34 protein-coding genes and 1 tRNA gene are annotated in these 19,821 nt (G+C 34.0%); 4 read left to right on the plus strand and 31 right to left on the minus strand.

What is annotated here, in order from left to right:
• Positions 1–48 precede the first annotated feature (48 nt).
• The 31 genes from MYP_RS24690 to MYP_RS03300 form a co-directional block, all read right to left on the minus strand.
• On the minus strand, positions 49–543 hold the full coding sequence (locus tag MYP_RS24690; protein WP_052429914.1) for an RNA polymerase sigma factor: 495 nt from the start codon (positions 541–543) through the stop codon (positions 49–51).
• A gap of 3 nt (positions 544–546) precedes the next feature.
• Positions 547–963: a hypothetical protein gene (locus MYP_RS03155; protein ID WP_045458309.1), complete on the minus strand. Its 417-nt coding sequence runs from the start codon at positions 961–963 to the stop codon at positions 547–549.
• 3 nt (positions 964–966) lie between these two features.
• The gene (locus MYP_RS03160) at positions 967–1,386 is read right to left on the minus strand and encodes a hypothetical protein (RefSeq protein WP_045458312.1); all 420 of its coding nucleotides are present in this window, start codon (positions 1,384–1,386) and stop codon (positions 967–969) included.
• Positions 1,352–2,080 (minus strand): hypothetical protein, encoded by a 729-nt coding sequence (locus MYP_RS03165; protein WP_045458316.1) that lies wholly within the window; start codon positions 2,078–2,080, stop codon positions 1,352–1,354. The genes MYP_RS03160 and MYP_RS03165 overlap by 35 nt, the downstream gene beginning before the upstream one ends.
• Entirely contained in the window at positions 2,067–2,324 is a 258-nt protein-coding gene (locus MYP_RS03170) for a hypothetical protein (RefSeq protein ID WP_045458319.1), read from the minus strand. Before MYP_RS03170 ends, MYP_RS03165 begins: the two co-directional genes overlap by 14 nt.
• 124 nt (positions 2,325–2,448) lie before the next feature.
• Entirely contained in the window at positions 2,449–3,081 is a 633-nt protein-coding gene (locus tag MYP_RS03175) for a hypothetical protein (protein ID WP_045458322.1), read from the minus strand.
• A 194-nt stretch (positions 3,082–3,275) separates the two neighbouring features.
• A complete protein-coding gene (locus MYP_RS03180; protein ID WP_045458325.1) occupies positions 3,276–3,740 on the minus strand; it encodes a hypothetical protein in 465 nt (154 codons plus the stop codon).
• Positions 3,733–4,251: a hypothetical protein gene (locus MYP_RS03185; protein WP_045458327.1), complete on the minus strand. Its 519-nt coding sequence runs from the start codon at positions 4,249–4,251 to the stop codon at positions 3,733–3,735. Before MYP_RS03185 ends, MYP_RS03180 begins: the two co-directional genes overlap by 8 nt.
• Before the next feature lie 141 nt (positions 4,252–4,392).
• The gene (locus MYP_RS03190; RefSeq protein WP_045458330.1) at positions 4,393–4,632 is read right to left on the minus strand and encodes a hypothetical protein; all 240 of its coding nucleotides are present in this window, start codon (positions 4,630–4,632) and stop codon (positions 4,393–4,395) included.
• A 600-nt stretch (positions 4,633–5,232) separates the two neighbouring features.
• Entirely contained in the window at positions 5,233–5,646 is a 414-nt protein-coding gene (locus MYP_RS03195; RefSeq protein ID WP_045458332.1) for a hypothetical protein, read from the minus strand.
• A gap of 18 nt (positions 5,647–5,664) precedes the next feature.
• On the minus strand, positions 5,665–6,147 hold the full coding sequence (locus MYP_RS03200; RefSeq protein ID WP_045458334.1) for a DUF1643 domain-containing protein: 483 nt from the start codon (positions 6,145–6,147) through the stop codon (positions 5,665–5,667).
• Positions 6,148–6,358: 211 nt separating this feature from the next.
• The gene (locus MYP_RS03205; protein WP_045458337.1) at positions 6,359–6,631 is read right to left on the minus strand and encodes a hypothetical protein; all 273 of its coding nucleotides are present in this window, start codon (positions 6,629–6,631) and stop codon (positions 6,359–6,361) included.
• Complete coding sequence (locus MYP_RS03210; protein WP_045458338.1) at positions 6,606–6,926, minus strand: hypothetical protein; 321 nt, start codon at positions 6,924–6,926, stop codon at positions 6,606–6,608. Before MYP_RS03210 ends, MYP_RS03205 begins: the two co-directional genes overlap by 26 nt.
• A 17-nt stretch (positions 6,927–6,943) precedes the next feature.
• Positions 6,944–7,105: a hypothetical protein gene (locus MYP_RS25975; protein ID WP_156140279.1), complete on the minus strand. Its 162-nt coding sequence runs from the start codon at positions 7,103–7,105 to the stop codon at positions 6,944–6,946.
• Positions 7,106–7,302: 197 nt separating this feature from the next.
• Positions 7,303–7,566: a helix-turn-helix transcriptional regulator gene (locus MYP_RS03220; RefSeq protein WP_045458340.1), complete on the minus strand. Its 264-nt coding sequence runs from the start codon at positions 7,564–7,566 to the stop codon at positions 7,303–7,305.
• Positions 7,567–7,569: 3 nt separating this feature from the next.
• The gene (locus tag MYP_RS03225) at positions 7,570–7,851 is read right to left on the minus strand and encodes a hypothetical protein (protein ID WP_045458341.1); all 282 of its coding nucleotides are present in this window, start codon (positions 7,849–7,851) and stop codon (positions 7,570–7,572) included.
• Between the two features lie 2 nt (positions 7,852–7,853).
• Positions 7,854–8,192: a hypothetical protein gene (locus MYP_RS03230; RefSeq protein WP_045458343.1), complete on the minus strand. Its 339-nt coding sequence runs from the start codon at positions 8,190–8,192 to the stop codon at positions 7,854–7,856.
• A 35-nt stretch (positions 8,193–8,227) separates the two neighbouring features.
• Positions 8,228–8,497: a hypothetical protein gene (locus MYP_RS03235; RefSeq protein ID WP_045458344.1), complete on the minus strand. Its 270-nt coding sequence runs from the start codon at positions 8,495–8,497 to the stop codon at positions 8,228–8,230.
• Positions 8,498–8,517: 20 nt separating this feature from the next.
• Positions 8,518–10,254, minus strand: a complete 1,737-nt coding sequence (locus tag MYP_RS03240; protein WP_045458345.1) for a DNA cytosine methyltransferase — start codon at positions 10,252–10,254, stop codon at positions 8,518–8,520.
• Positions 10,255–10,277: 23 nt separating this feature from the next.
• On the minus strand, positions 10,278–11,249 hold the full coding sequence (locus MYP_RS03245) for a hypothetical protein (protein ID WP_045458346.1): 972 nt from the start codon (positions 11,247–11,249) through the stop codon (positions 10,278–10,280).
• A 108-nt stretch (positions 11,250–11,357) separates the two neighbouring features.
• Positions 11,358–11,705 carry a hypothetical protein gene (locus tag MYP_RS03250; RefSeq protein ID WP_045458347.1) on the minus strand — a complete coding sequence of 116 codons (348 nt, stop codon included), beginning with the start codon at positions 11,703–11,705 and terminating at the stop codon, positions 11,358–11,360.
• Positions 11,706–11,708: 3 nt separating this feature from the next.
• On the minus strand, positions 11,709–11,933 hold the full coding sequence (locus tag MYP_RS03255; RefSeq protein ID WP_156140281.1) for a hypothetical protein: 225 nt from the start codon (positions 11,931–11,933) through the stop codon (positions 11,709–11,711).
• Between the two features lie 5 nt (positions 11,934–11,938).
• Positions 11,939–12,163 carry a hypothetical protein gene (locus tag MYP_RS03260; RefSeq protein ID WP_045458350.1) on the minus strand — a complete coding sequence of 75 codons (225 nt, stop codon included), beginning with the start codon at positions 12,161–12,163 and terminating at the stop codon, positions 11,939–11,941.
• Between the two features lie 17 nt (positions 12,164–12,180).
• Positions 12,181–12,462, minus strand: a complete 282-nt coding sequence (locus MYP_RS03265; RefSeq protein ID WP_045458351.1) for a hypothetical protein — start codon at positions 12,460–12,462, stop codon at positions 12,181–12,183.
• Positions 12,444–13,751, minus strand: a complete 1,308-nt coding sequence (locus MYP_RS03270; RefSeq protein ID WP_045458353.1) for a hypothetical protein — start codon at positions 13,749–13,751, stop codon at positions 12,444–12,446. Before MYP_RS03270 ends, MYP_RS03265 begins: the two co-directional genes overlap by 19 nt.
• On the minus strand, positions 13,748–14,086 hold the full coding sequence (locus MYP_RS03275; RefSeq protein WP_045458354.1) for a hypothetical protein: 339 nt from the start codon (positions 14,084–14,086) through the stop codon (positions 13,748–13,750). The genes MYP_RS03270 and MYP_RS03275 overlap by 4 nt, the downstream gene beginning before the upstream one ends.
• A 1,190-nt stretch (positions 14,087–15,276) precedes the next feature.
• Positions 15,277–15,534, minus strand: a complete 258-nt coding sequence (locus MYP_RS03285; RefSeq protein WP_045458361.1) for a hypothetical protein — start codon at positions 15,532–15,534, stop codon at positions 15,277–15,279.
• 175 nt (positions 15,535–15,709) lie between these two features.
• Positions 15,710–15,803, minus strand: a tRNA-OTHER gene (locus tag MYP_RS25980).
• A gap of 222 nt (positions 15,804–16,025) precedes the next feature.
• Complete coding sequence (locus MYP_RS03290; protein ID WP_045458364.1) at positions 16,026–16,325, minus strand: hypothetical protein; 300 nt, start codon at positions 16,323–16,325, stop codon at positions 16,026–16,028.
• A 7-nt stretch (positions 16,326–16,332) separates the two neighbouring features.
• A complete protein-coding gene (locus MYP_RS03295; protein WP_045458367.1) occupies positions 16,333–16,743 on the minus strand; it encodes a hypothetical protein in 411 nt (136 codons plus the stop codon).
• A gap of 5 nt (positions 16,744–16,748) precedes the next feature.
• On the minus strand, positions 16,749–17,087 hold the full coding sequence (locus MYP_RS03300) for a hypothetical protein (RefSeq protein WP_045458369.1): 339 nt from the start codon (positions 17,085–17,087) through the stop codon (positions 16,749–16,751).
• A gap of 334 nt (positions 17,088–17,421) precedes the next feature.
• Between MYP_RS03300 and MYP_RS03305 the strand changes: the two genes are divergently transcribed.
• The 4 genes from MYP_RS03305 to MYP_RS03320 all read left to right on the plus strand — a co-directional run bounded on the left by MYP_RS03305 (position 17,422) and on the right by MYP_RS03320 (position 19,439).
• Positions 17,422–17,850, plus strand: coding sequence for a hypothetical protein (locus MYP_RS03305; RefSeq protein ID WP_045458372.1), 429 nt, complete (start codon positions 17,422–17,424; stop codon positions 17,848–17,850).
• 37 nt (positions 17,851–17,887) lie between these two features.
• Positions 17,888–18,232, plus strand: coding sequence for an HTH domain-containing protein (locus MYP_RS03310; protein WP_045458377.1), 345 nt, complete (start codon positions 17,888–17,890; stop codon positions 18,230–18,232).
• 47 nt (positions 18,233–18,279) lie between these two features.
• Positions 18,280–18,708: a lipocalin family protein gene (locus MYP_RS03315; protein WP_045458379.1), complete on the plus strand. Its 429-nt coding sequence runs from the start codon at positions 18,280–18,282 to the stop codon at positions 18,706–18,708.
• A gap of 179 nt (positions 18,709–18,887) precedes the next feature.
• The gene (locus MYP_RS03320) at positions 18,888–19,439 is read left to right on the plus strand and encodes a tetratricopeptide repeat protein (RefSeq protein ID WP_081990381.1); all 552 of its coding nucleotides are present in this window, start codon (positions 18,888–18,890) and stop codon (positions 19,437–19,439) included.
• The last annotated feature ends 382 nt before the right edge of the window (positions 19,440–19,821 follow it).

Raw genomic sequence — 19,821 nt, forward strand, 5'->3', positions numbered from 1 at the left:
TGTTTTGACAGTTTTGGTCGTTTTAGTGACAAAAATGTCATTATGTTATTAAATTTTTTTTTCCTTCAATTCTTCTTTCAAAATTTTTTTCAGTTTATGCAGTCGAGAGTTTAATTTGTCTATACTCCATTTTACCTGCTTTGCAATCTCTTCACGTTTATATCCCTGCATATAGAGTATAACTATTTTCTTGTTTTCTTTAGAAAAGCTGTCAATTACTTTATAAAGATCTGAGTTGTCGATAATTGCTACCCCTGCATTTGTACAAACCCCCTTGTGATAGTCTTTAATTTCAACTTCCTGTATATTCTTCCTTTTTCTAAGAGCATCAATAAACAGGTTTTTAATTATTTTTTTTGCCCAATGATTGAAATTTGTACCTCGATTAAAAGAAGAGGCATTTTTGTACATGTTGATATATGAATCATGTACAATATCCTCAGCTTCTTCTTTAGATTTAGTCAGACTAAATGCATATTTCAATAAGACAGACCTATTCTTTATAAAAAGCATTGAAATTTCCTTAACAAGAATTTCAGACATGCTTTAATGTTTTATTATTTTATAGTTGTTAGCAAACTTTCCTTTTTGAAGGGAAAAATTAGATAGCTTCTCCCCGGTACTTCCTAAATTTCTTGTGTTATAACCATATTTCACCAAATCATTATGCGACACTTCAGTTTTTCCGGAGTTAAGAAAATTTCTGAGGATATTTTCCTTTATTTCCTCATGAGTAAGATCAGCAGATAGCTCTTGATCAATTTCTTCAGCTATTAATTCACATAACTCTTTATCCAAATCCTTAAGTTGAAGCTTTATTTCTTTAATATCATCAGGATCTTCTTCGTCTTCCAGATCATATTCAAGTTTATGAAATTCCCCTATAACAGTCTTAATTTCTGCCGGTAGATCATCCACTACAATTGAATTTTTCTCCAATAATTTCTGAAATTTGTAAGCCATATTTTAAAGATTATGAGAACTTAATAATTGATTAGCTTTTTTCCAGAGGTCATATTCTTTTGAATAGGTATTAGAAGAAATAGCCTCTTTGATTTTTTTGGTCAGATTTTCATTCTGAATTTTTTTTAACCTGGTAATTAAATTTTGCCAATTTGCGAGGCACTTCATTTTTTCCAGGTCTTCTGTTCTCTGCTCTGCATATAAACTGACACGTTCTAAGTAATGATCAAAATTCTTTTTATAAAAGTATAATTTAGTGACAATTTCTGTCACTTCAATATCAAATTTTGCACATTTAATTTTTAACTCCAAATCATCACTTTCCTTATTTTCTTCAATAAATTCCTTTAGAAATTTAACAAGAGTTTCGTGCTGTTGGATAAGGTCCTTATAATATCCCAGTTTGATTTCTTCTTCTATCATTATCAAAAATTATATTATGATTCCAATTAGTATTTCGATGTTCACAAAGGATTGAGGTATCAAGCCAGGCAGTAATACCCGCTTTAAAAATATCATGGTAAAAGAAAGCATCTGGATGCATCAGTTTTGTTTTCTCATATCTGAAACTTACTTTTTCTAAAACTGATCTATGAATTAAAGTACACCCTATTCCGCACGAAAAAACCCTCTTTAATCCTCCATCAGCAAACATTATATCCGATATCCTGTGATCAATCTTATTTGCATTTCTCACATTTCCAAAATCTTCTACAACATTTATAAGTAATTTACTTCTTGAACCTTCTCCGTAAAAGTACATACCGGAGACTACGTCAACACTGTGAAATAACAGTTCTTCTATTATTCCAGAAGGGGGGAAAACATCACTTTCAAGGTGTAATAGAAAGTCCGCATTTGTAGATAAAAAATAATCTCTTACCTGGTTGTGACTCTCGCATAATACCTCAATTGTAGTTTTACCGGCAGGATCTATATGCCCAACCTTAGCAAACCCTTTAAGAAAATTCGAATAATTTAAATCAAATGAATTATCAGAAATGAATAACTCAAAATCTGGATAGGTAAATGATTTTACATTACCTATCCAGTCCTGAAAGCAATAGTCTTTTGCTCGTGAAGTGAGACTTCCGACCAATACTTTAGGCTTCATCATCAATTTTCAATGGTTCCACTATAGTACTGGATTCTTCCATTTTTTGCTTTTTGTCGATGAGGAATTTTAAATATTTCTGTTGATCTCGTATCTCCTCATTTCTGAATCTTGTTTCAGAGTCCAGGTAGCGGGCAATCCTTCTATTCATTCTGATATTTGAAATTAATGCAAGAATGCATACAACTAAGAAAAGGAAGGAAGTTGCACCAATTGTGATTTCAATAATTTTCTTTTGATCTTTCATTTTTAACTGTTATATGGGACATGATTATGAAATACTCATCAAGTATACAATTACACCTATTGCAAACAGTATCATTACTGTGAAAAATAGAGGATAGACTTTGTTTTGTGTTTCTTCTGACATATTATTGATTATGGTGTAAGCCTTTAATTTTTTCAGATATTTGGTTCATCTGATTTTCAAATTGATTGATCAACTTGTCATCATCATTTGAAATTCCCGAAAATGCGAGACGTAGTTTTTTAAACGCATTAGTAAATAGGGAAGTGGCTTCATCAAATTTATCTACCTTGATTTTATTTACCTTTTCCGGTACCGCTTCCCTCTTAACAACCTTTATGATATCCTCTGTAAATTTATCAACCAGTATATCCGTTACCTTCTTTTTACCTACAGAGCCTTTTTTAACAGGCTGATAGTTTCCAAGGACATTTCTGATATCTTCAATTACTATTTTGCAGGAAGCAGCCTTTTCCGGGGTTAATCTCCTTTTTGCTTTTTCTTCAGCTTTAAGCCTTTCTTTTTCCTTTTCCTGAGCTGCTTTCCGAATATCATTTCTTTTACTTTGAACCTCGGTAATTTTTAATTCTCTATACTTCAATGCGAACTCATAATACTTACTATCAATATCTTCGAACTTACTATATAAATGCTCACTGAAATTTTCAGTATCCTCTTTGAATTTTTCAATTGCTTCACGGAGCTTTACCGGCAGTGATTCAATTTTCTTTTTTGATAATGTTTTTACCTTATACATAAATTCAACAATTTAATTTATTAGTGATCCATGAATTCACCCCAGATATCATTGTAAGCTTGAACATTTCGGCACTTTTCACATATATATTTATCATCCTCCTCCGACATTAACTTTAAGTCCTTTTCTGAAAGTTTTTCGAGACAAAAATTACAAAGGGGATGATCAATAAGTATATGACATTTCATTTTAGTTTACTTCATCCACTTCATATCCATTTCCATTTCAAGAACTGATACCATTTGATTTTGCACCCTTCGTGAAAGTTCTATAGTATCCTTATTCTCTTTTTTTTCGGGAGGAGCGGGCACAGGTTCAATTTCAGGCGTTTTTTTATCTTCGCTTTTTTTATCCTCTTTCATACCGGTGAAAATAGTTGCTATGTTATTATCAAATACGGCCTGCAATGCATACCTCCAAGCAGGAAGGTTTAATCTAATCGATTCTTTCTTGATAGTTTTTTCAAATTCCGGGCATACGTTTTTTACAATTGTCAGAAAAGAATCTTCAAATCCTCCACTAAAGCCCGGCTTTACAATTACCATAGTTCCTTTACCAACGGTCTGTTCGCTGCGGACCTCAATTTTTGTCTTAAACCGATCTTCAAGAAATCTTTTTACGTGAGTACCTTTTGTGATCTTATCAATAGCTTTACTCATGTGCTTTAAGTATTTTTTTTATATCTGAACAAATAGAATCAAAGTCTGCCTTGAATGTATATTGTGATGCAGCGAGAATGGATTCGCATTCTAAAATTTTCTGAACTCTTAAAGTCTTAAGATTCGAAATTTTATTAATGTCAGTAGTGGAAAAAATGGATAGGTTGATATTTTTAATTTCAGATTTTAGAATATTCAGCTGCTCATTCAAATCTTTGCTTAATACTTGCCTTACAATTATTTCTGCATCGGCCATTCTTTCTGAAAAGTGAATATTGATACCATGATCAGAAACTCTGATCACATAGGGGAATTTTTGCCCGACGAGAGGATCACATTTTTTAAAGTACTCTTTCTTGAACATCAGAGAAAGATATAAACTCTTTGTCTGCTTCGAATGGCGGTAATTCAATTCCAATTTTGAAGACTTTTGAAGCTCTTCAGCCAGGAGTTCAAAAAGTTTTCCTTTGATATAAGAAAAGCAAGTATTTTTAGTGTCAAAAAGTGTCATAGTTATGACATTATATAACGAAAAAAGTATGCTCTTATATTTTGATGTTCAGAAGTTTATTTTAGAATTTCATGGCAAAAAAATATAATTTACTGAGATATAGAGGGAATAAAAAAAGGGGAAATCCCCTTTTTATGGAAACTATTCTAAAGGCTGAGTATTAGGATCGGCCAACTGTTCAAAAAAGGCCCAAATAAACATAATATCTTCTTTTCTTTCCTTGCTGACACTTGAATAAAATTCTGTGTTTGTAGATAACTCCATACACATTCTGTTAAAAGTTTGTCTGAGATCCTGAGCATCTGAAAAATTAAGTAACCGCTTCACTGGACATTCTAAATCCGACTGACAGCAATTTGTCCCTCTGCAATTCTGATTCATTGTTTAATTAAAAATTTTTAAAAAGAATTTTACAATAATTACATCAAGAACGAAAAGGTAATTTAGATGTTGGATATTACATGAAAAACCCATGTACTGAATTTTTCAAAATAGATGTTACCACGCTTAAAATTCAGGATTACTGATTTAGTTTAATAGATTAATTGATTCAAAATTTAGATAAAAATATATGAGTGAGATGTAAATAAAATTTTAAAAATGTTATTTTTCTAATAATTTATTGTAATATTTCGTAACTTCTGGATTTAAAAGTTACCTTTTTGATCGGGGAAAACTTCCATTTAAAAGGACTTGAATAGAAATTTTATTGCATTATTTATGTTAAATCTTACAAAGGTATTCAGCATTAAATGTTTAATAAATACGCAATTGCAGTAAAAAAGGAAAGCATTGAAAAATTATGAAGAAATGATAATGTACTAAAAAGCCAAGGTTTCACAGAAAAACCTTGGCAGCATAGTTTTGCTATCTAATAGCCGTTTCGAGTAATTCAAAGATACTGTAATTTCAATAAATATTAATACTTTTGATATCTCAAATTTGTCATAGACAAAAAAAGTAACCATAAGAAAGTCAGATTTATTCTGACTTTTTTAGTTTAATTTCTACAACTAAGCAATTAGCAATCCATAAAAAGATAGAAAGAATTAATGACGCTTGACGCAAAGAATCAACGTTATGAGGTGAAAGTAATGCTCCTCCTCTTGGACCGAATGGAGAACTTTTTGTAATATCCAAACCACAGGCATTACCCGGAACATATATATGCTCCGGGCCCCATTCCCCCCAATAAACTTTTAATCTATCCATACTATGTTTAAATCCATGATCTTCCAATAACTTTGGGCCTAACTTTTCAAATGCATTATCAATATTTTCCTGTGTAATACCAGATTTTGAGATTGCATCTTTCCAGTCCGGGAATAACTCAATGCTAAAAGCAGCTCCGTTCATCTTAGGTTCAGGACTCCAATTTGTTATATGATACAGCATAAGCTTTCTATAATTTGATTAGATTTTTGTTAGTTTTTGAGGCTTTAAATTCATTTTTAAATAAAGTGGATGCCTGGGATTTCCTGTTTTTGTTAAAGACAAATAATAAAATTTCCCAATATCAATACCTTTCAATGGTTTACTTTCTGTTTTTGGATGATTTCCCCAGGCAGCTATCACTATTTGACATTTCTGTAACATTTCAGTCAAATGTTTATTATTGTCCGGCCCGATAGGATCAATGACCTGTTTAATAACTTCGGGTTTTGTTGATCTATAAGCAAAAATATTCCCTACATAAATCCCTCCATACCCCCACGATTTCGCAAAATTAACACATCTTTTTATTGTCCTGTCATCTTCACTTTCGTCAGCGGTTGATGGATTGTGCATAATGAACATTACAAATGGTTTTGACTTATCCCATATCCTCCACAACCTGTATCTATAATTTTTACAGGTGGAGATAATTGCCCCTGATTCATCGTATATGTTTTTCATTGTGCATTGTTTGTTTTAGTACATAATTCATGACCATACAATTTCATTGCATCTGAATGATTGTACAAATTGATTAAATGCGCACAGTCTACGCAATAATATTTTTTTGTAGAATGATTATACCAATCCGCATGTTTATTACTACATGCGGACCGGTTACACTCCTGATTAAATTCTCCTTTAGTTTTTATTGATTCATCCATGACTAATGTTAGTTATTGAAGTAATCTGACCTTTTATATTCGCCTTTAGAGAGCTTCCATCCATAATAAACCAGAGAGATTAACTTCCTTTCTGATTTGCACATTTTATCGGGATGTATTAATCTATTTTCACCCTTTTCGAGAGCTGCAATAAATTCCATATCACGAGCAGCTTCAATGAAAATCTTATTTATACCATAATCGGAATTGCTATGCATTGAGGATACATTAGCGATTGGAGCAATAAGGAAAGCCTCAATTATTTTGAATAATATTTTCATCTATCTGCCTTTCTAATTGTCCTCTTTTCCATTTTAATCCTAGTTTCTTCACAGATTCATTATTATTGGGAATTGCCAATATATTTTTTCCGCAGTAAGGCACTTCAATGAATAACTTATCTGCCTCTTCTTTTTTGACTGGAAAGCTAGATTCCGTATTGTGGTATCCTTCTTCCGGAACTTCGTAAATCCCTGCTTCTGATTTTACCCAGAAATATCCTTTATTGTCACGTCCCCACAGGGTAATAAATTCGTCGGTTTTACGGGTGTGTTTCAATGAAATGATGTAGTACATATAATTTTTATTTTGTGTTAATTAATCTCTTTGTCAATATCAGATTCTAAATCAATATCAAGCTCATCCATCAAATCATATACTGATTCACTAGCTTCATCACAAGGATCCTTCATCACTGCAAATAATAGCAATAGTAGTATTGAGGCGATTTTTTGAATCAGAAATATGAGTTCCATAGGTTTAGGGATTTATTCGTTATGTGAAATAATAAACCAAGAGTTACCGCCATCATTACTTTGTAAGAGCTTAATTACAGGCTTATCAAAGATGGGAGAGTGTTGAAATAACCGTTTAAAATATGGCACGGCTATTTTAATATGTCTGGTCACTAGATTTTCCAGTTTACCATATCTGACTTTATATAAAGTATTCATTAATTAATTTCCAGTTTGATTAAAAATTCTTTAGTGAGAAGATCTCTAATGAAGAAGATTTTAAAATATTCGGCTATCTTGTGAAGGTCTTTAATACCGGGTGTTACCCGGCCTGTCTCCAAGTCCCATGCACGATTTTTACTAATTCCTAACTCTTTAGATAGCTCTGCAGAAGTAAGCATTTTAGAGAACCTCAGTACTTTTAAATTCTTTTGAAATCTGGTTAGAGATTCTTCGTTAATTTCAATTGATATATTTTCCATTTTTTACCAATAGGGATACATTTTCTTACAACATGCGTCTTCAAGTAGACTCTTATAGTAGATTTCAAGATTATGTATTGATTTGAATGTGAGGGTTTCATATAATCTCTTACGACTTTTAGAAACGCCGTCTGGATTGATGTATTCAACAATCTGTACTATCCTGCAATTGTGAGCTCCTTCACACTCATAACTTCCTCTGTATTCAGGAAATGATTTGATGACTTTACCTTCAATTATTCGAAAGGGCTCATCCGGGGTATTATCAACAAAAAACACAGTCATAGTTATTTGCCTTTTACTTTTTTCAATGAATCTTTAGCGTTGTAAATCGCTACACTCAATATGGATGGATTATCAGGAAGAAATCTTTTGCTTATATCAATCAAATCCTGAAGCGACTGGATGAGCTCCTCTTTTTCTTTCTTAAGCTTTATATTTTCAGCCAATAGATCAGGAGCGGAGGCAACTAAAATAGCATTTTCCAAAATCTCTTCAGATGTTTGAAGACCTCCACCAACTTCCCCAATAAAAGCATTACTAGACTGAATATAATAACCAAGAGACTTGACAGGTTGCTCTATGAATGTCCAAGGTCCTGGTGTATGTGTCATTTCAATTTCCATGTTTTATTATTGATTAAATATTTACTTCAATTCAACTATCTATATTCTTCTTCAAAATACCTATCTAGTGAATCTTCGCAGCTTCTACATACATAATGACCTTTGCCGTTGTAATCTATTGAGGCAGGCGTAGCATTACATTTTTTACAGATACCATATTGTTTTTCGGCAGCTTCAATCAGTTCAATTTTTTTACTGAACTCCTTAATCTTACCTTCCTCAATATTTATTTGCTTCCGAAGTCGTCCAATCTCATTTCTTGACTCTTCAATATTTATGAGATATAATTCTTTTTCTGTTTTCATGTCTTTATTATTTTGAATTGTTAAACTGCTTCTTTTAAAACCATCTCTGAAATAGCGGAGTAGCTTCTTTCAATGAGAGCCTGAACCATCGGAGGAGGAACCGAATTACCAATAAATTTTTTCTGATCAGTTTGATTTCCTTTTAATATGTACTCTTGCGGGAAGCCTTGTATTTTGAGCAATTCAGGAACTTTAAGCATTCTCATTTTTATATCGACAATGCCATACAAAGCCATGAATTCTTTAATCTTTCTTACAATTTCACTATCTGTTTCAAATACAGGAATTGCAATAATTCCTTTTTCTACAGAGACATAATAAAGAGGGGCTTTATCCTGTCTTGCTACTATTGTAGGGCACGGAGATTCAATTCCGGTTGAATGACCTCCCCAGGCGGGATTTAAAAGGTATTTTTCACCTGAGATACATTTAACAAGTGAGTATTTATCTTTTGTAAGAATTGAGCCGGATGGCTGATTAATATTTTGATGATTGTGCATGCCTGAATAATGCTTATTTATAAAGTATTGGGAAGTCATCAAACAATGCTTATCATTTGTCAGAATTGCACCTGCAGGTGAATCTATACTCTGATGATTGTACCTACCTGAAAAGTTCTTATCAAGCCAGAATTTTGGCTGAACTAATGAAATTCTGTCTTTAGTTGTCAATGTGCTGCATACTTGTCCTACACTGGATAATTCGCCTCCGTTACTATAGTATTTTGCAAGAAATTTGGTTTGAACAATCGCTAATCTGTTTTGACAGGTAATTACAGGGCAAGGTTCTTCAACTGACTTGCCATTATTAATTCCAGATTTTGAATCATTCCCAAGATATTTTTTCAGGAAGGAAATTTTAACATAAGAATGTGCATCTGAAGTTTTGATCGTGCCGGCAGGTCCGGATGTTGGAATTACTTTGCCCTCTGGCTTTCCAGAATAGTACTTAGCTAAAAAATCTTCATATCCACCTGCAACATACTTAATCAATCCTGCATAAATCCTTTCATAGCTTTTGGTGGATAATGGCTTTTCCCGGAATATGCTTTTACCCTCATCCTTGAAATCAAGACAATCCTTCACCGGTTTCCATTTCTGAAGATTGGAAAACAGGTCAATTGAAGGATTTTTACTGTGGGTGGCTGCAGGCCATGAAATTGGCAAACCTGATTTTGCGAATTGTGCAAAATACCTTTTGCGTGAAGTATATGCACCGTAATCCGCACAGTTAAGAATGCGGTAATCATATTCATAACCATAGGATTTAACTATCTCAACCCATCTCAAATAGTCACGTCCATTTTTCCTGCTTAAAGGCTTTCCGTTCTCATCCAATGGACCCCATGCCATGAATTCTTCTACATTTTCCATCCAAAAGTAGTCAGGATTCAATGCCTCGATATACCTGAAAAGATGATTTGGTAAGGTCCTGCTATCTGCATCACGGGGAAGTCCTCCTTTAGCTTTACTGTAATTCGTACATTCTGCAGAAGCCCATAGGCAAATTTTAGCATTAGGATCTTTTTTCCGGATTGTTGCTACTAAAGCCACTAGGGCGGAAAGATCAAGAGTTCGAATATTCTCTATAAAGTGATGTATGCCTTTATGATTTGCAGAATGACTTTTAATAGCCAGTGGATCATGATTCACACACGCAATCACTTTAGCAATGCTTTTTCCTTTAAATTTTGCACGTAATATTCCTGTCGTGACACCACCGGCACCACAAAACAGATCTATAAAATATAGATTCATGTTAACTTTCTTTTTTGGATGGATTAAATGTGAGCCTCTATTGATTTAGGGTTATGCGGACAGCTGCCTGAATGCACCCGTGCTGAATTTGGGCTATCCTTTATTTCTTTACAGTGTTTGCACCTGCAGGCATCTTCCCATTTTTGTTTGTACTGAATGAGCTCATTGATAACTTCATTGGCTTTTTCCCTGTGAGATTTTTCACGATTCAATTCTGATTGCAGGTGTTTCACTTTGGATTCATCCTGAATTTTATTTGATTGAATGGAATTAAGCTCTGTACTCACCTGAATGTAGTCTGATTTAACCTGAATCAACTCTGAATTAAGCTCATTCAACTTTTTTTCAGCCTGAATATTTTTTGAATCAAGCTCATTGAGAGCAAATTCAGCCTGATTTAATTTTGATTGAAGTTGATTCCGCATTGATTGAGTATTTTCCAAATCTGATTGAAGTTGATTCACCCACAATTCAGATTTATACTTCTCTGAAGAAAGAATTTGTACCATGTTTTCACTTTCTTCCAGATCAGATTTTAAGCGTGACATTAGTTCGGCATCTTCCTTCAGCTGATCCTTGCTTTTGAATCTTGTCGAATGCAGAAAAGCGAATGAACTCACTCCATAGCCGAACATCAATGTAAATATCAGTTCAGCTGCTCTTCGATTAAAGTCTTCTGAAAAGGCTCCCGGCCATTCGTAATACAAAAGGTTGATCAGAAACATTAGCACCTGGAAAATGACCGCTTCAGGCCACCGTTTGAGATGAATCCAGACCACAATTGACAAATCAAGTACTATGATTACAAGGATCGATTTGTACCAGTCAAGGTTTTTAATGTGAAATATTTCTTCCAGATGCCTTTTTCCTATGTCGTAATAGACCTTTGTCAAATGATCCAAGTTATTTAGCATATACAGGATCACAATTGCGAGAATCAGGTTTTCCAGACTGAAGAGGTAATTTTTAGTTTTAGCGATTTTAATTTCAGTCATTACAATATTTGTCTTTTAGGTGTCAAAAAATGACACTGATATTTCAAAAAAAAGGTGGTCAAATAGTCCTATTTTTTGCCATGATTTTTTTTGTTATCAGTTTAATAATCAATGTAAATACTTCTCGTTTCTTATAACCTTAGCAGGGTATTTTGAATCAAGTAATATGAAAATTCCCTGCAGCTGTGGTGAAATTTGGGTTCTTATAAAACAAGCAACCAAGGCCATTTGCTCAACTGCATTTACATTTAATTTAATGAATTTTTTCTCTTCCACTGAATATACCTTAGAGGAAAGCTTTTGACCTATTTTGGACAAAATTTTATGCCGGTACACTTCGCATTCCTGAACAGGATTTTTTTCCTGTACAAAGGTCAGGTACATATTGATTCGGTTTATTACTTCAATAATCTGAGCCGAATCCATGACTATTTTTATCTTATATTCGTTAAGCATAGCTTATGATTTTTTAGGTAAAATTCTTACTCTGCAATAATCTACATCAACCGCTGATCTTATAGCACTTTCACCACCAGACCAGTCTTGTTCAGTTTCTGTCAAATTTTCCCAAATAAAATCTGCCTCATTATTTAGTTTTTTCTTTTGATCTTCAGGGATTTTTACAACCTTCTTTTCAAAGACAATCTGAGGAAATGTTATTTCAACTTCTATAAAATTTTCCATAACGTTCATAGATTTTTAGCCAGTTTACTGAGTCTTTTAAATACTTTATTGAATTCCTTTTTAGGTATTCTGTTGAGCTTCCTGAGGCTTTCAAACTTGGATTCATCCAGATCATAAATTTGAATGTATGTTCCATTGAAAAGGGAAGGATTCTCAGTAATGGCCACACATTTTAAGGCTCTGATTTTGAATAATTCATTTTCATTTTTTCGATAAATTGCTCTAATCATAAGTGTATAGTTTAAGGTTAGAAATTTGCAGGGAATGAAGGTGATTTTTTCGGTACCAAAATTCCGGATTTATACTTTTCAAGTTCTTCACCAGATATGTTATCATAAATGATAGCTGTTTCAGTATTTGCAGCATATTTGGCAATCAATATTCGAAGCCTTGAAAGGCCCAGTTCCTTTGACCTGGTCTTTGAGTTTTGATGCACCCAGTCCATCGAATAGCGGGTAAATTTTCCTCCGTTTTTGTCATACAAAATGGCCTTTGTGAAGCTGTCAATTTTTAATTTCCATTTCGGCATAGTATATATTTTTTAGTTAATCCAAGAATGATACTCTGATACCTGTCTGCATACCGTTGATCTTTTAGATTCAGCATAGCCCTTAAACCTATTCTTTGCAGCTCAATTGGGTCCCTTCTCTTAGTTTGAGGTTTTCTTAGGTTATTTTCAAAAGCTCTCACATGCCGTTTCAGTAGTTTATCTGGTTCCCCCCCAAACTTTTTGAAATCAGTAAATTTCTTGAATAACTTTTCTACAGAACCGCTGAATCCATAAGCATAATCCGGATCAAAGTACAGGTGCGGAAGCACGGCATAGTATTTACCTTTTGAATTTTTTATCACAGTGGCATGATTGAGCAGTTTTGATACACAATAGTTGTGAAAATCAGGTAAATTATATGTGTGCTGCTTGTCGTAGTAGTAGGTTCGGAGCATGTTCTTTGCTTGATCTTTCTGCGATTCTGCAAATGTTTTATCCTTCCATAGAAACGAAATTGCCATTTTCAACAGGTTATCCACATAGTATTCGATCTCCTTTTCTCGCTGCCTTTCGGGAGGTGCGAAGGCATATCCTTCGCTCTCCGTTAGGCTAATTGGAGGTTTTGCACCCCGGCATGTATCTTCTGTTTGGCCCGCCCCGCCTGCGCCCCCGGGCCCCGCCTCGGAAATGTTTCCCAGATCCTCTTTATCATGATTTTTGTACACAGGCATGTGTTTTCCAGTCTTTTTTGCCTTGCCAGTATGTGTCTCCGGTCGAAGCTCTGCTTCGTTTTTAACTGAAGTCGCAGACTTCTCCACATTACTATTAAGTATATTATTAATTTCTTGAGTCTCTGAAGGGCTGAAATTTTCCTGCATTGTGTGAAAGTTTCGAGACTCTTTTTCCTTTAAATTAAATTCGTGGCGAATTTTTTTAAGCTCTGCTTTTAAAGTTTCGGCATCTTTTTTTTCACCAGTAAAGATAATTTCCGGTGAAAAGGATAGGTCATAATTGTGAAACCACCCGTGATTTTTTGTAGATGTTATAAATCCGGCTTTTTCCAGCCTTTTTCTCCTGTTCCTGACTGTATCTTTACAAATTCCCACCATAGATGCCATCTGAGCATTATTCGTGCTGAAATTTGGTGTATAGTCAGGAGGAAGCATTGAATTAATTCTGCTTATCTCTAAAGCATAGACAGATATCATTTTTTGAATAAGCCTTAAATCTCCATCTTTTAACCTCTCTTTGCGAGGCTTATTCATATTGTATTTATGGAAGTTCAACTCTGCAAGCTGATGCGACTCTGTAATTAATATCCTTCTCATTTTTTCTGAAGGTGTGGTGGAAGAATAAGACCAGGTTTGGCGGAGGTTGCTATTGAATTCTGAATTTTATCAGATAGCTCCTTTACTTTTATCATGTCCGTCTGGACATATAAAAGCTCCCTTGTAATAAGCATTATAGCAATGCCAAACCCTAATGAACAAGCAATATCCCCTGTCAAAAAACAGGGATTACTAGATATCAGATCTAAAATTTCCTGTCTGGATTGGTTTTCCTTTCTAATGATCTTGCCTTTATTTGTGGCAACTTCCAATTTATCTACACCTTCCGGAAGAACTTGTCTTGCAAGCTCTGTATTGATTAAAGCACCTTCCATATTAATTTGAAAAACAGACTTTAGAGATAAAAATTCCTGCTGCAAAGCTCAAAGCTATGCCCATATATAAAATTTGTAAATCCATAATAGTTACTTATATAAAAACCATAAAACCTTTACATGTACCAGTATTAACAGGCTGTACAAGACATTAAGTATTAATGAGCAGTCAAAAATGAGATTGATAACTATCATAAAAAGGATAGTATAAATTGTATTTTTAACCAGATAAACAATTGTTTTCCTTGTCCTGTAAGGAATGCTAAACCAGAATGTTAAAGCCCGATAAAGCAGAATGAAAATTCGTTTGTATGAAGACATGTAATTTCTCTTTAACGACAAAAATGTCACTCGTGGTTCAAAAAAAATCCTTTTGAATTCAATCTATTCATTAAAATATCCTGACATTCTAATTGAAGATCCATCAGGAAGATTGCTCTGAATGATCGACTGTTTTTAATGATTATCCTCTGCAGCTTTGAAATATAAGCTTTAAGATCATCCAGTGATTCAAACCGGTCACAAATCTCCTGTGACTTAGAAAGAATTATATTGTCCCTTTTTGACATAACTTTTTAAATATTGAGGACAGCCCGGAATCGAACCGGTAATATGGAACGTCTCCCATATTATTGAAATAGCAGCCAGCTATACTGTCCTTTCCGACATGTAAGTTTAACCTGCAACTAACAGTACATGTCACCCTTTCCGCGCGACACCATGTATTCGGGATTTCAAACCCTTGTACTTAAAGTACTCACCATGGACAACGGTGGGATTTCTCGTGGAGGTGGCCGGATTCGAACCGGCAACCAATTGTCTGGTAGTTTTTTGGCTTAAGCTGAGTTCCGTATTGTTTTCCTATCGCTCTTACACAATATTTGTTAATCAATCTACACCAGTCAGCATTGCGTTTACCAATTTCGCCACACCTCCAAATGCTCGTCTATTCCGAGCTGTCACGAGTCTGAAACACTTCGAGAGTCCAGCAACCCGCATAACTTCCCAGTTACTATATTTGCTGATTTATTCGGGCTTCGTGGAGATGGCAGGAATCGAACCTACTTTAGCACAACTTATGAATCGTAATTCCAACTGCCCGACTTTAACGGTAAAGTATTATGTGCTTCACGATCTAAGGGCAACCATGCGCCACACCTCCAAATTTCTGGAATATTTGAATTCTGTTACTATTCTCCTATGAATACTCTTACATCCCTTCCTATTGCTGTGAAAATTGCTTTTCTATATGTTTTATGTCTCCCGCAAATTCCGCCATTATGATTAATTTCCCTGAAGATATACCCTCCATTATCCTCCTTTTCCCCAGGTTCAAAAACTAATTTCCATCTTTCATAATAGGCTCCATTTTGTTGAATATACTTTATGCCAGTTCTTTTTATTGATTTTATTCCCACCGACCAGGGAATACTTTCTTTTAAATTCAACTTCCATTCAATTGTAGGTTTAAGTCAAACTTTCATAAATAAACCGGTTTCTCTGAACTCCGGTAAAGTCACCTGTCCTTATCAGGTCCGCATCAATTCTATTATGTGAGAATTGAGAACTACCATGATGAGCCATACATTTTAGAGGTTGTTTGCCATCAATCTACCTTCCTCGAGAAAGTGACCGGATTCGAACCGGTACGAGCTGCAGCATCGCAAAAAGATTTTACTGTCTCGAATATCAGCGTTACCAATTACGCCACACTTTCTAAATAAACCGGCAACGAAGGCGGGGACGTTGCCGGGTAATATGCCACTGTACTAGGATAAAACCTTCCTGCCTTTATATCCCGACGTCTTCGGGATTGTTTCTTTAATGTTTGGTAAGGAGGTCGGAAAGGGAGGCCGACATCTCCTTTGTTACATACCTGGAACATAACAAAGACGCATTATTATGCCACTTCCTTACAAGGCCACAAGGGCGAATATCTTTAAAACTTAATTTTAGCTTTGTTAAAAATCATCTTGAATTCCTCTTTTGAAATCTTCTCAAATGAAATATTGATCTTGCTTTCATGCATTGTCAAGATGGAATGCAGTGGGTTTCCCTCTTCATAAAATGACTCCATGAAAATCGTTTCTTTTGAGTTGTAGTATAAGCTTACTACACGGATTTTTGAATCTCCAATTCTTTCGAACATCATTGAATCTCCGAAATCATCTTTAAAAAAAATCTGTTCAAACTGCTTCAGATTTCTAAGAGAAAATTTTGTATGCAATTCCGTTTTCATGGGTGTTTTAACTGGCTCGTCTAACTTTATTTGTGATGATCTTCTGAATGATTATCAGATCCCTATTAAGTATGCCCTGAATTGTAACTCTCAGTTTATCGACGACATCACAAAATTTTCTTTCATGTGAGAATTTTACCTTTAATTGATCAAAGCTATTTTCACCTTCGAAAAGTCTGTTAAACTGCTTCCTCCTGTCAATCAAAAGTGCTCTTAGCTCGTCTGGATTTTTTTCCTCAAATTCAAGCAGCTCTTTATCTCCTTCAAGTATCTGGTAAGTAAGCAAGTCGAGGATTCGCACTGCTTCAATATATTTTTCAGATCCGGTAAAGCCACTGGACATACCAAGGATTTTTAAGTCACCTTCCAGGATGCGGAGAGGGCGTTCACTTATTCTTATCAGATCTGAAATTTTCATGGTACCTAATAGTTTATAAATTTGATGCCTCGTTTCTTCATTCTTTCATCAGTGCTTCCTTCGTATTTATAGCTTTCTACTGCGAAAGAAGTATTGTATAGTTCATAGGGCTGAACTTCCAGAATCATTGCGATTTTCACTAAGTCAATTCCGGAGATGTCTTTGTATGTGGAACAGTCCAACTTTTCATAGTTTATTACTCTATCAAGTTTTCGCTCGCTCCATTTCAATTCCTTTAGGATTCTAAGAAATACACGTTCAATTTCAGAACCAGTAAGTTTCTGAGACATGATTTCATGCAGTCTATATCTAAGCTTAGATCGGTTTACTTTACGCAATCTCATATTTGATAAAAAATTGTGTAATACATTTTTTGGCACACTTTTTAAGTAAAAAAAGGCATCTCGGTATTAAACCGGATGCCTTCACACTTAATCAGCGATTCTTATAAATGACTTCCACATCAATAGAGAAGAAACCGCTGAAGAGTATCTTCCAGGAATAAATATTCTTATGTTTTTTGAAGTTGTGGAAATCATTTGGGTAAAATTTATTTACCCAAAGGTAAAATTGTTTTTAATTAAGTTCCAAATGAATTCCAAAATATTTTTCCTAAAGGTAAATATAATTGATCTAACTAATTGAATTTTAAACATTTTCTTTACCTAGTTTTGTTTTATGGTAAAAATCGGAGTTATAATTAAGGAGAAATTGGAGGAGCGAGGGCAAAGCGGTAAATGGCTTGCTCAAAAAGTGGTGATGACGAAACAAAACATGTATAATATCTTCAATCGAAATTCAGTTAATTCTGACCTGTTATACAATATTTGCAAAGCAATGAATTATGATTTTTTCAAATTTTACTCTGATGCTTTGGCGGTTGAAAATATAAAGAATGACCCTGAAGCCGAAAGTGGACCGATTAAAGAGTTAAGAAGTGAGATTATATCCTTACAAAATGAGAGTTCAGCGCAGATTGAAAAAATTAATCAACTAAATACCAGAATCAACGATCTAAATGAGATCATTGCCTCTAAAGATAAATTAAACAAATTCTATGAGGAAGCTCTTAACAACTGTAAAGAAAAGCTAAATCAAGCTTCTTAATTATTTTAGCCTTTTAGAGACAAAAAATGACATCTTAATGACAAAACAAAGAGCAATAGGAGAGATCATAAAGGAAATAGCGAACAAGCAAGAGGTAAGTGCTGATGATATCGCTGAAAAATTAGGTCGTACCAAAAGAACCGTTTGGAGGCTTTTCCATGCTGAAGACGTTTCAATCAAAGAATTGAGGATACTTTCCAAGTTGTTAAATCACAACTTTTTCAGCGAATACCTTCACATCGGAAAGAAGGTTATTCCGTATGAAGAACTTATCGAATTGAAAAAGTCACACTCAAAAGAAATTCAGGAAAAGGAAAAAAGAATTAAGGAGCTTGAAGATCTTATTGAGCACTACAAGCTATTAGCTTCTAAGAAAAAATAATTATTTATACTATTTTTAAAATTCACTTTTAAACAAACTAAAGAAAAATGAGAAAAGTAATTTATCTATTTGCCTTGTTAGTGGTTTTTTCATCTTGTAAAAAGGACAAGGAAAATCCAACTCCCGCCAGTAATGAAGATTTGATCGCAGGTACAACTTCAAAAACATGGGGAATTACAAAAGTAACCCAGGCAGGCCAGATTAAGACAATGCCAGATTGCTTCTATGACAATATCGTTATTTTTAATAAGAACCTGGTTTATCAGGAAATTGAGAATACCAAATGTGATGAAGAAGAGGACAAAGATCTCTATACTGGCTCATGGAATCTAAGTACTGATAAAAAAGTAATTAACATCAATTCGGACGGAGATGCTTATAGCTTTACCATTTTAAAATTAACAGAGACTGAACTTGTTGTTTCTACAATGGCAGGAGCTGCTTTGATTGAAATAACTTTCACAAAAAAATCTTAAATAATTGAAAAGGGGAGTTTAGTAATATTCCCCTTTTTGATTTAATATTTATTTATGGAAGCGTAAAGGAGATAAATGCGAGAGGTTTATTATTAAAGTGATATGGTACCAAAACTAGGTGATCATAATCAATTTGATTCTAATCTAATAAATAAAAATACCCCAAAAAGGAGATACTTATGATGGATAATATTGACGAGTATTCTAAGGAAGTTTTTGAAGCAATTATTGATTATGGGTATGTAGTAAGATTTTATAATGAATTTCGTAAGCTTAATTTAGCTTTAGATTCAGACCCAGGAAGTGCAGAACTATTTTTTAAAAGAGGGTCACTTTATTACGATAATTATAAATATGAAGAAGCCTTAAAGGATTTTGATAAAGCTATATTAATTAACTCTAAATATTCCAGTTGTTATAATTCTAGAGGGTGTTTATACGGGAAGATGAAGAGATATGAAATGGCTGAATTGGATTTTACATTAGCAATAAAATATTCAAATAATGAATCCAAAGGAATTTATTTTGCTAATAGATCGGCGTGTCGTGAAGATTTAAAAAAGTATCAATTGTCAATCGTAGACCTAAAGAAAGCAGCAGGATTAGGGCATAAGGCAAGTATCAAAAAATTAAAGAGAAGAAATATAAAATTTGGAGAATATAGAGAAGATGAAAAATATTGTCCTGCTTGCCAAGAAAAACCTTGTATGTGTAGTTCGTTCAACCCTTGAATTGGATCATAATTTAAAAACAGATTCAACAAGATTTTTGCAATTTTCAGCAAAAACTTTGCCTATTATCGACAAGATTTTTGCAATGAAATGGTTTATTAATTAACTATTTAACATTTTTAATAATTTCTAATTGTAGTAAAAATACAAAATGGAAAATGTCAGAAACTGGCATCTGTACTGGCTTTCAGAGGTCCAAAAAAGGCATTGCCAGAAAAAAGCGGTTCTGTAAATATGCTTTGTGTTAACAACTTACAGGTTATCAATTGATTAAAAAATAAAAGACAGCGGGTTCAAATCCCGCCACCCCGACGAATATAACTCTGATTGTCAGGTGGTTGTCTGTGACAGTCGCCTTGGCAGGCAGAAAAAAAGCCAATTT

The organism is Sporocytophaga myxococcoides (assembly GCF_000775915.1).
Lineage (GTDB): Bacteria > Bacteroidota > Bacteroidia > Cytophagales > Cytophagaceae > Sporocytophaga > Sporocytophaga myxococcoides_A.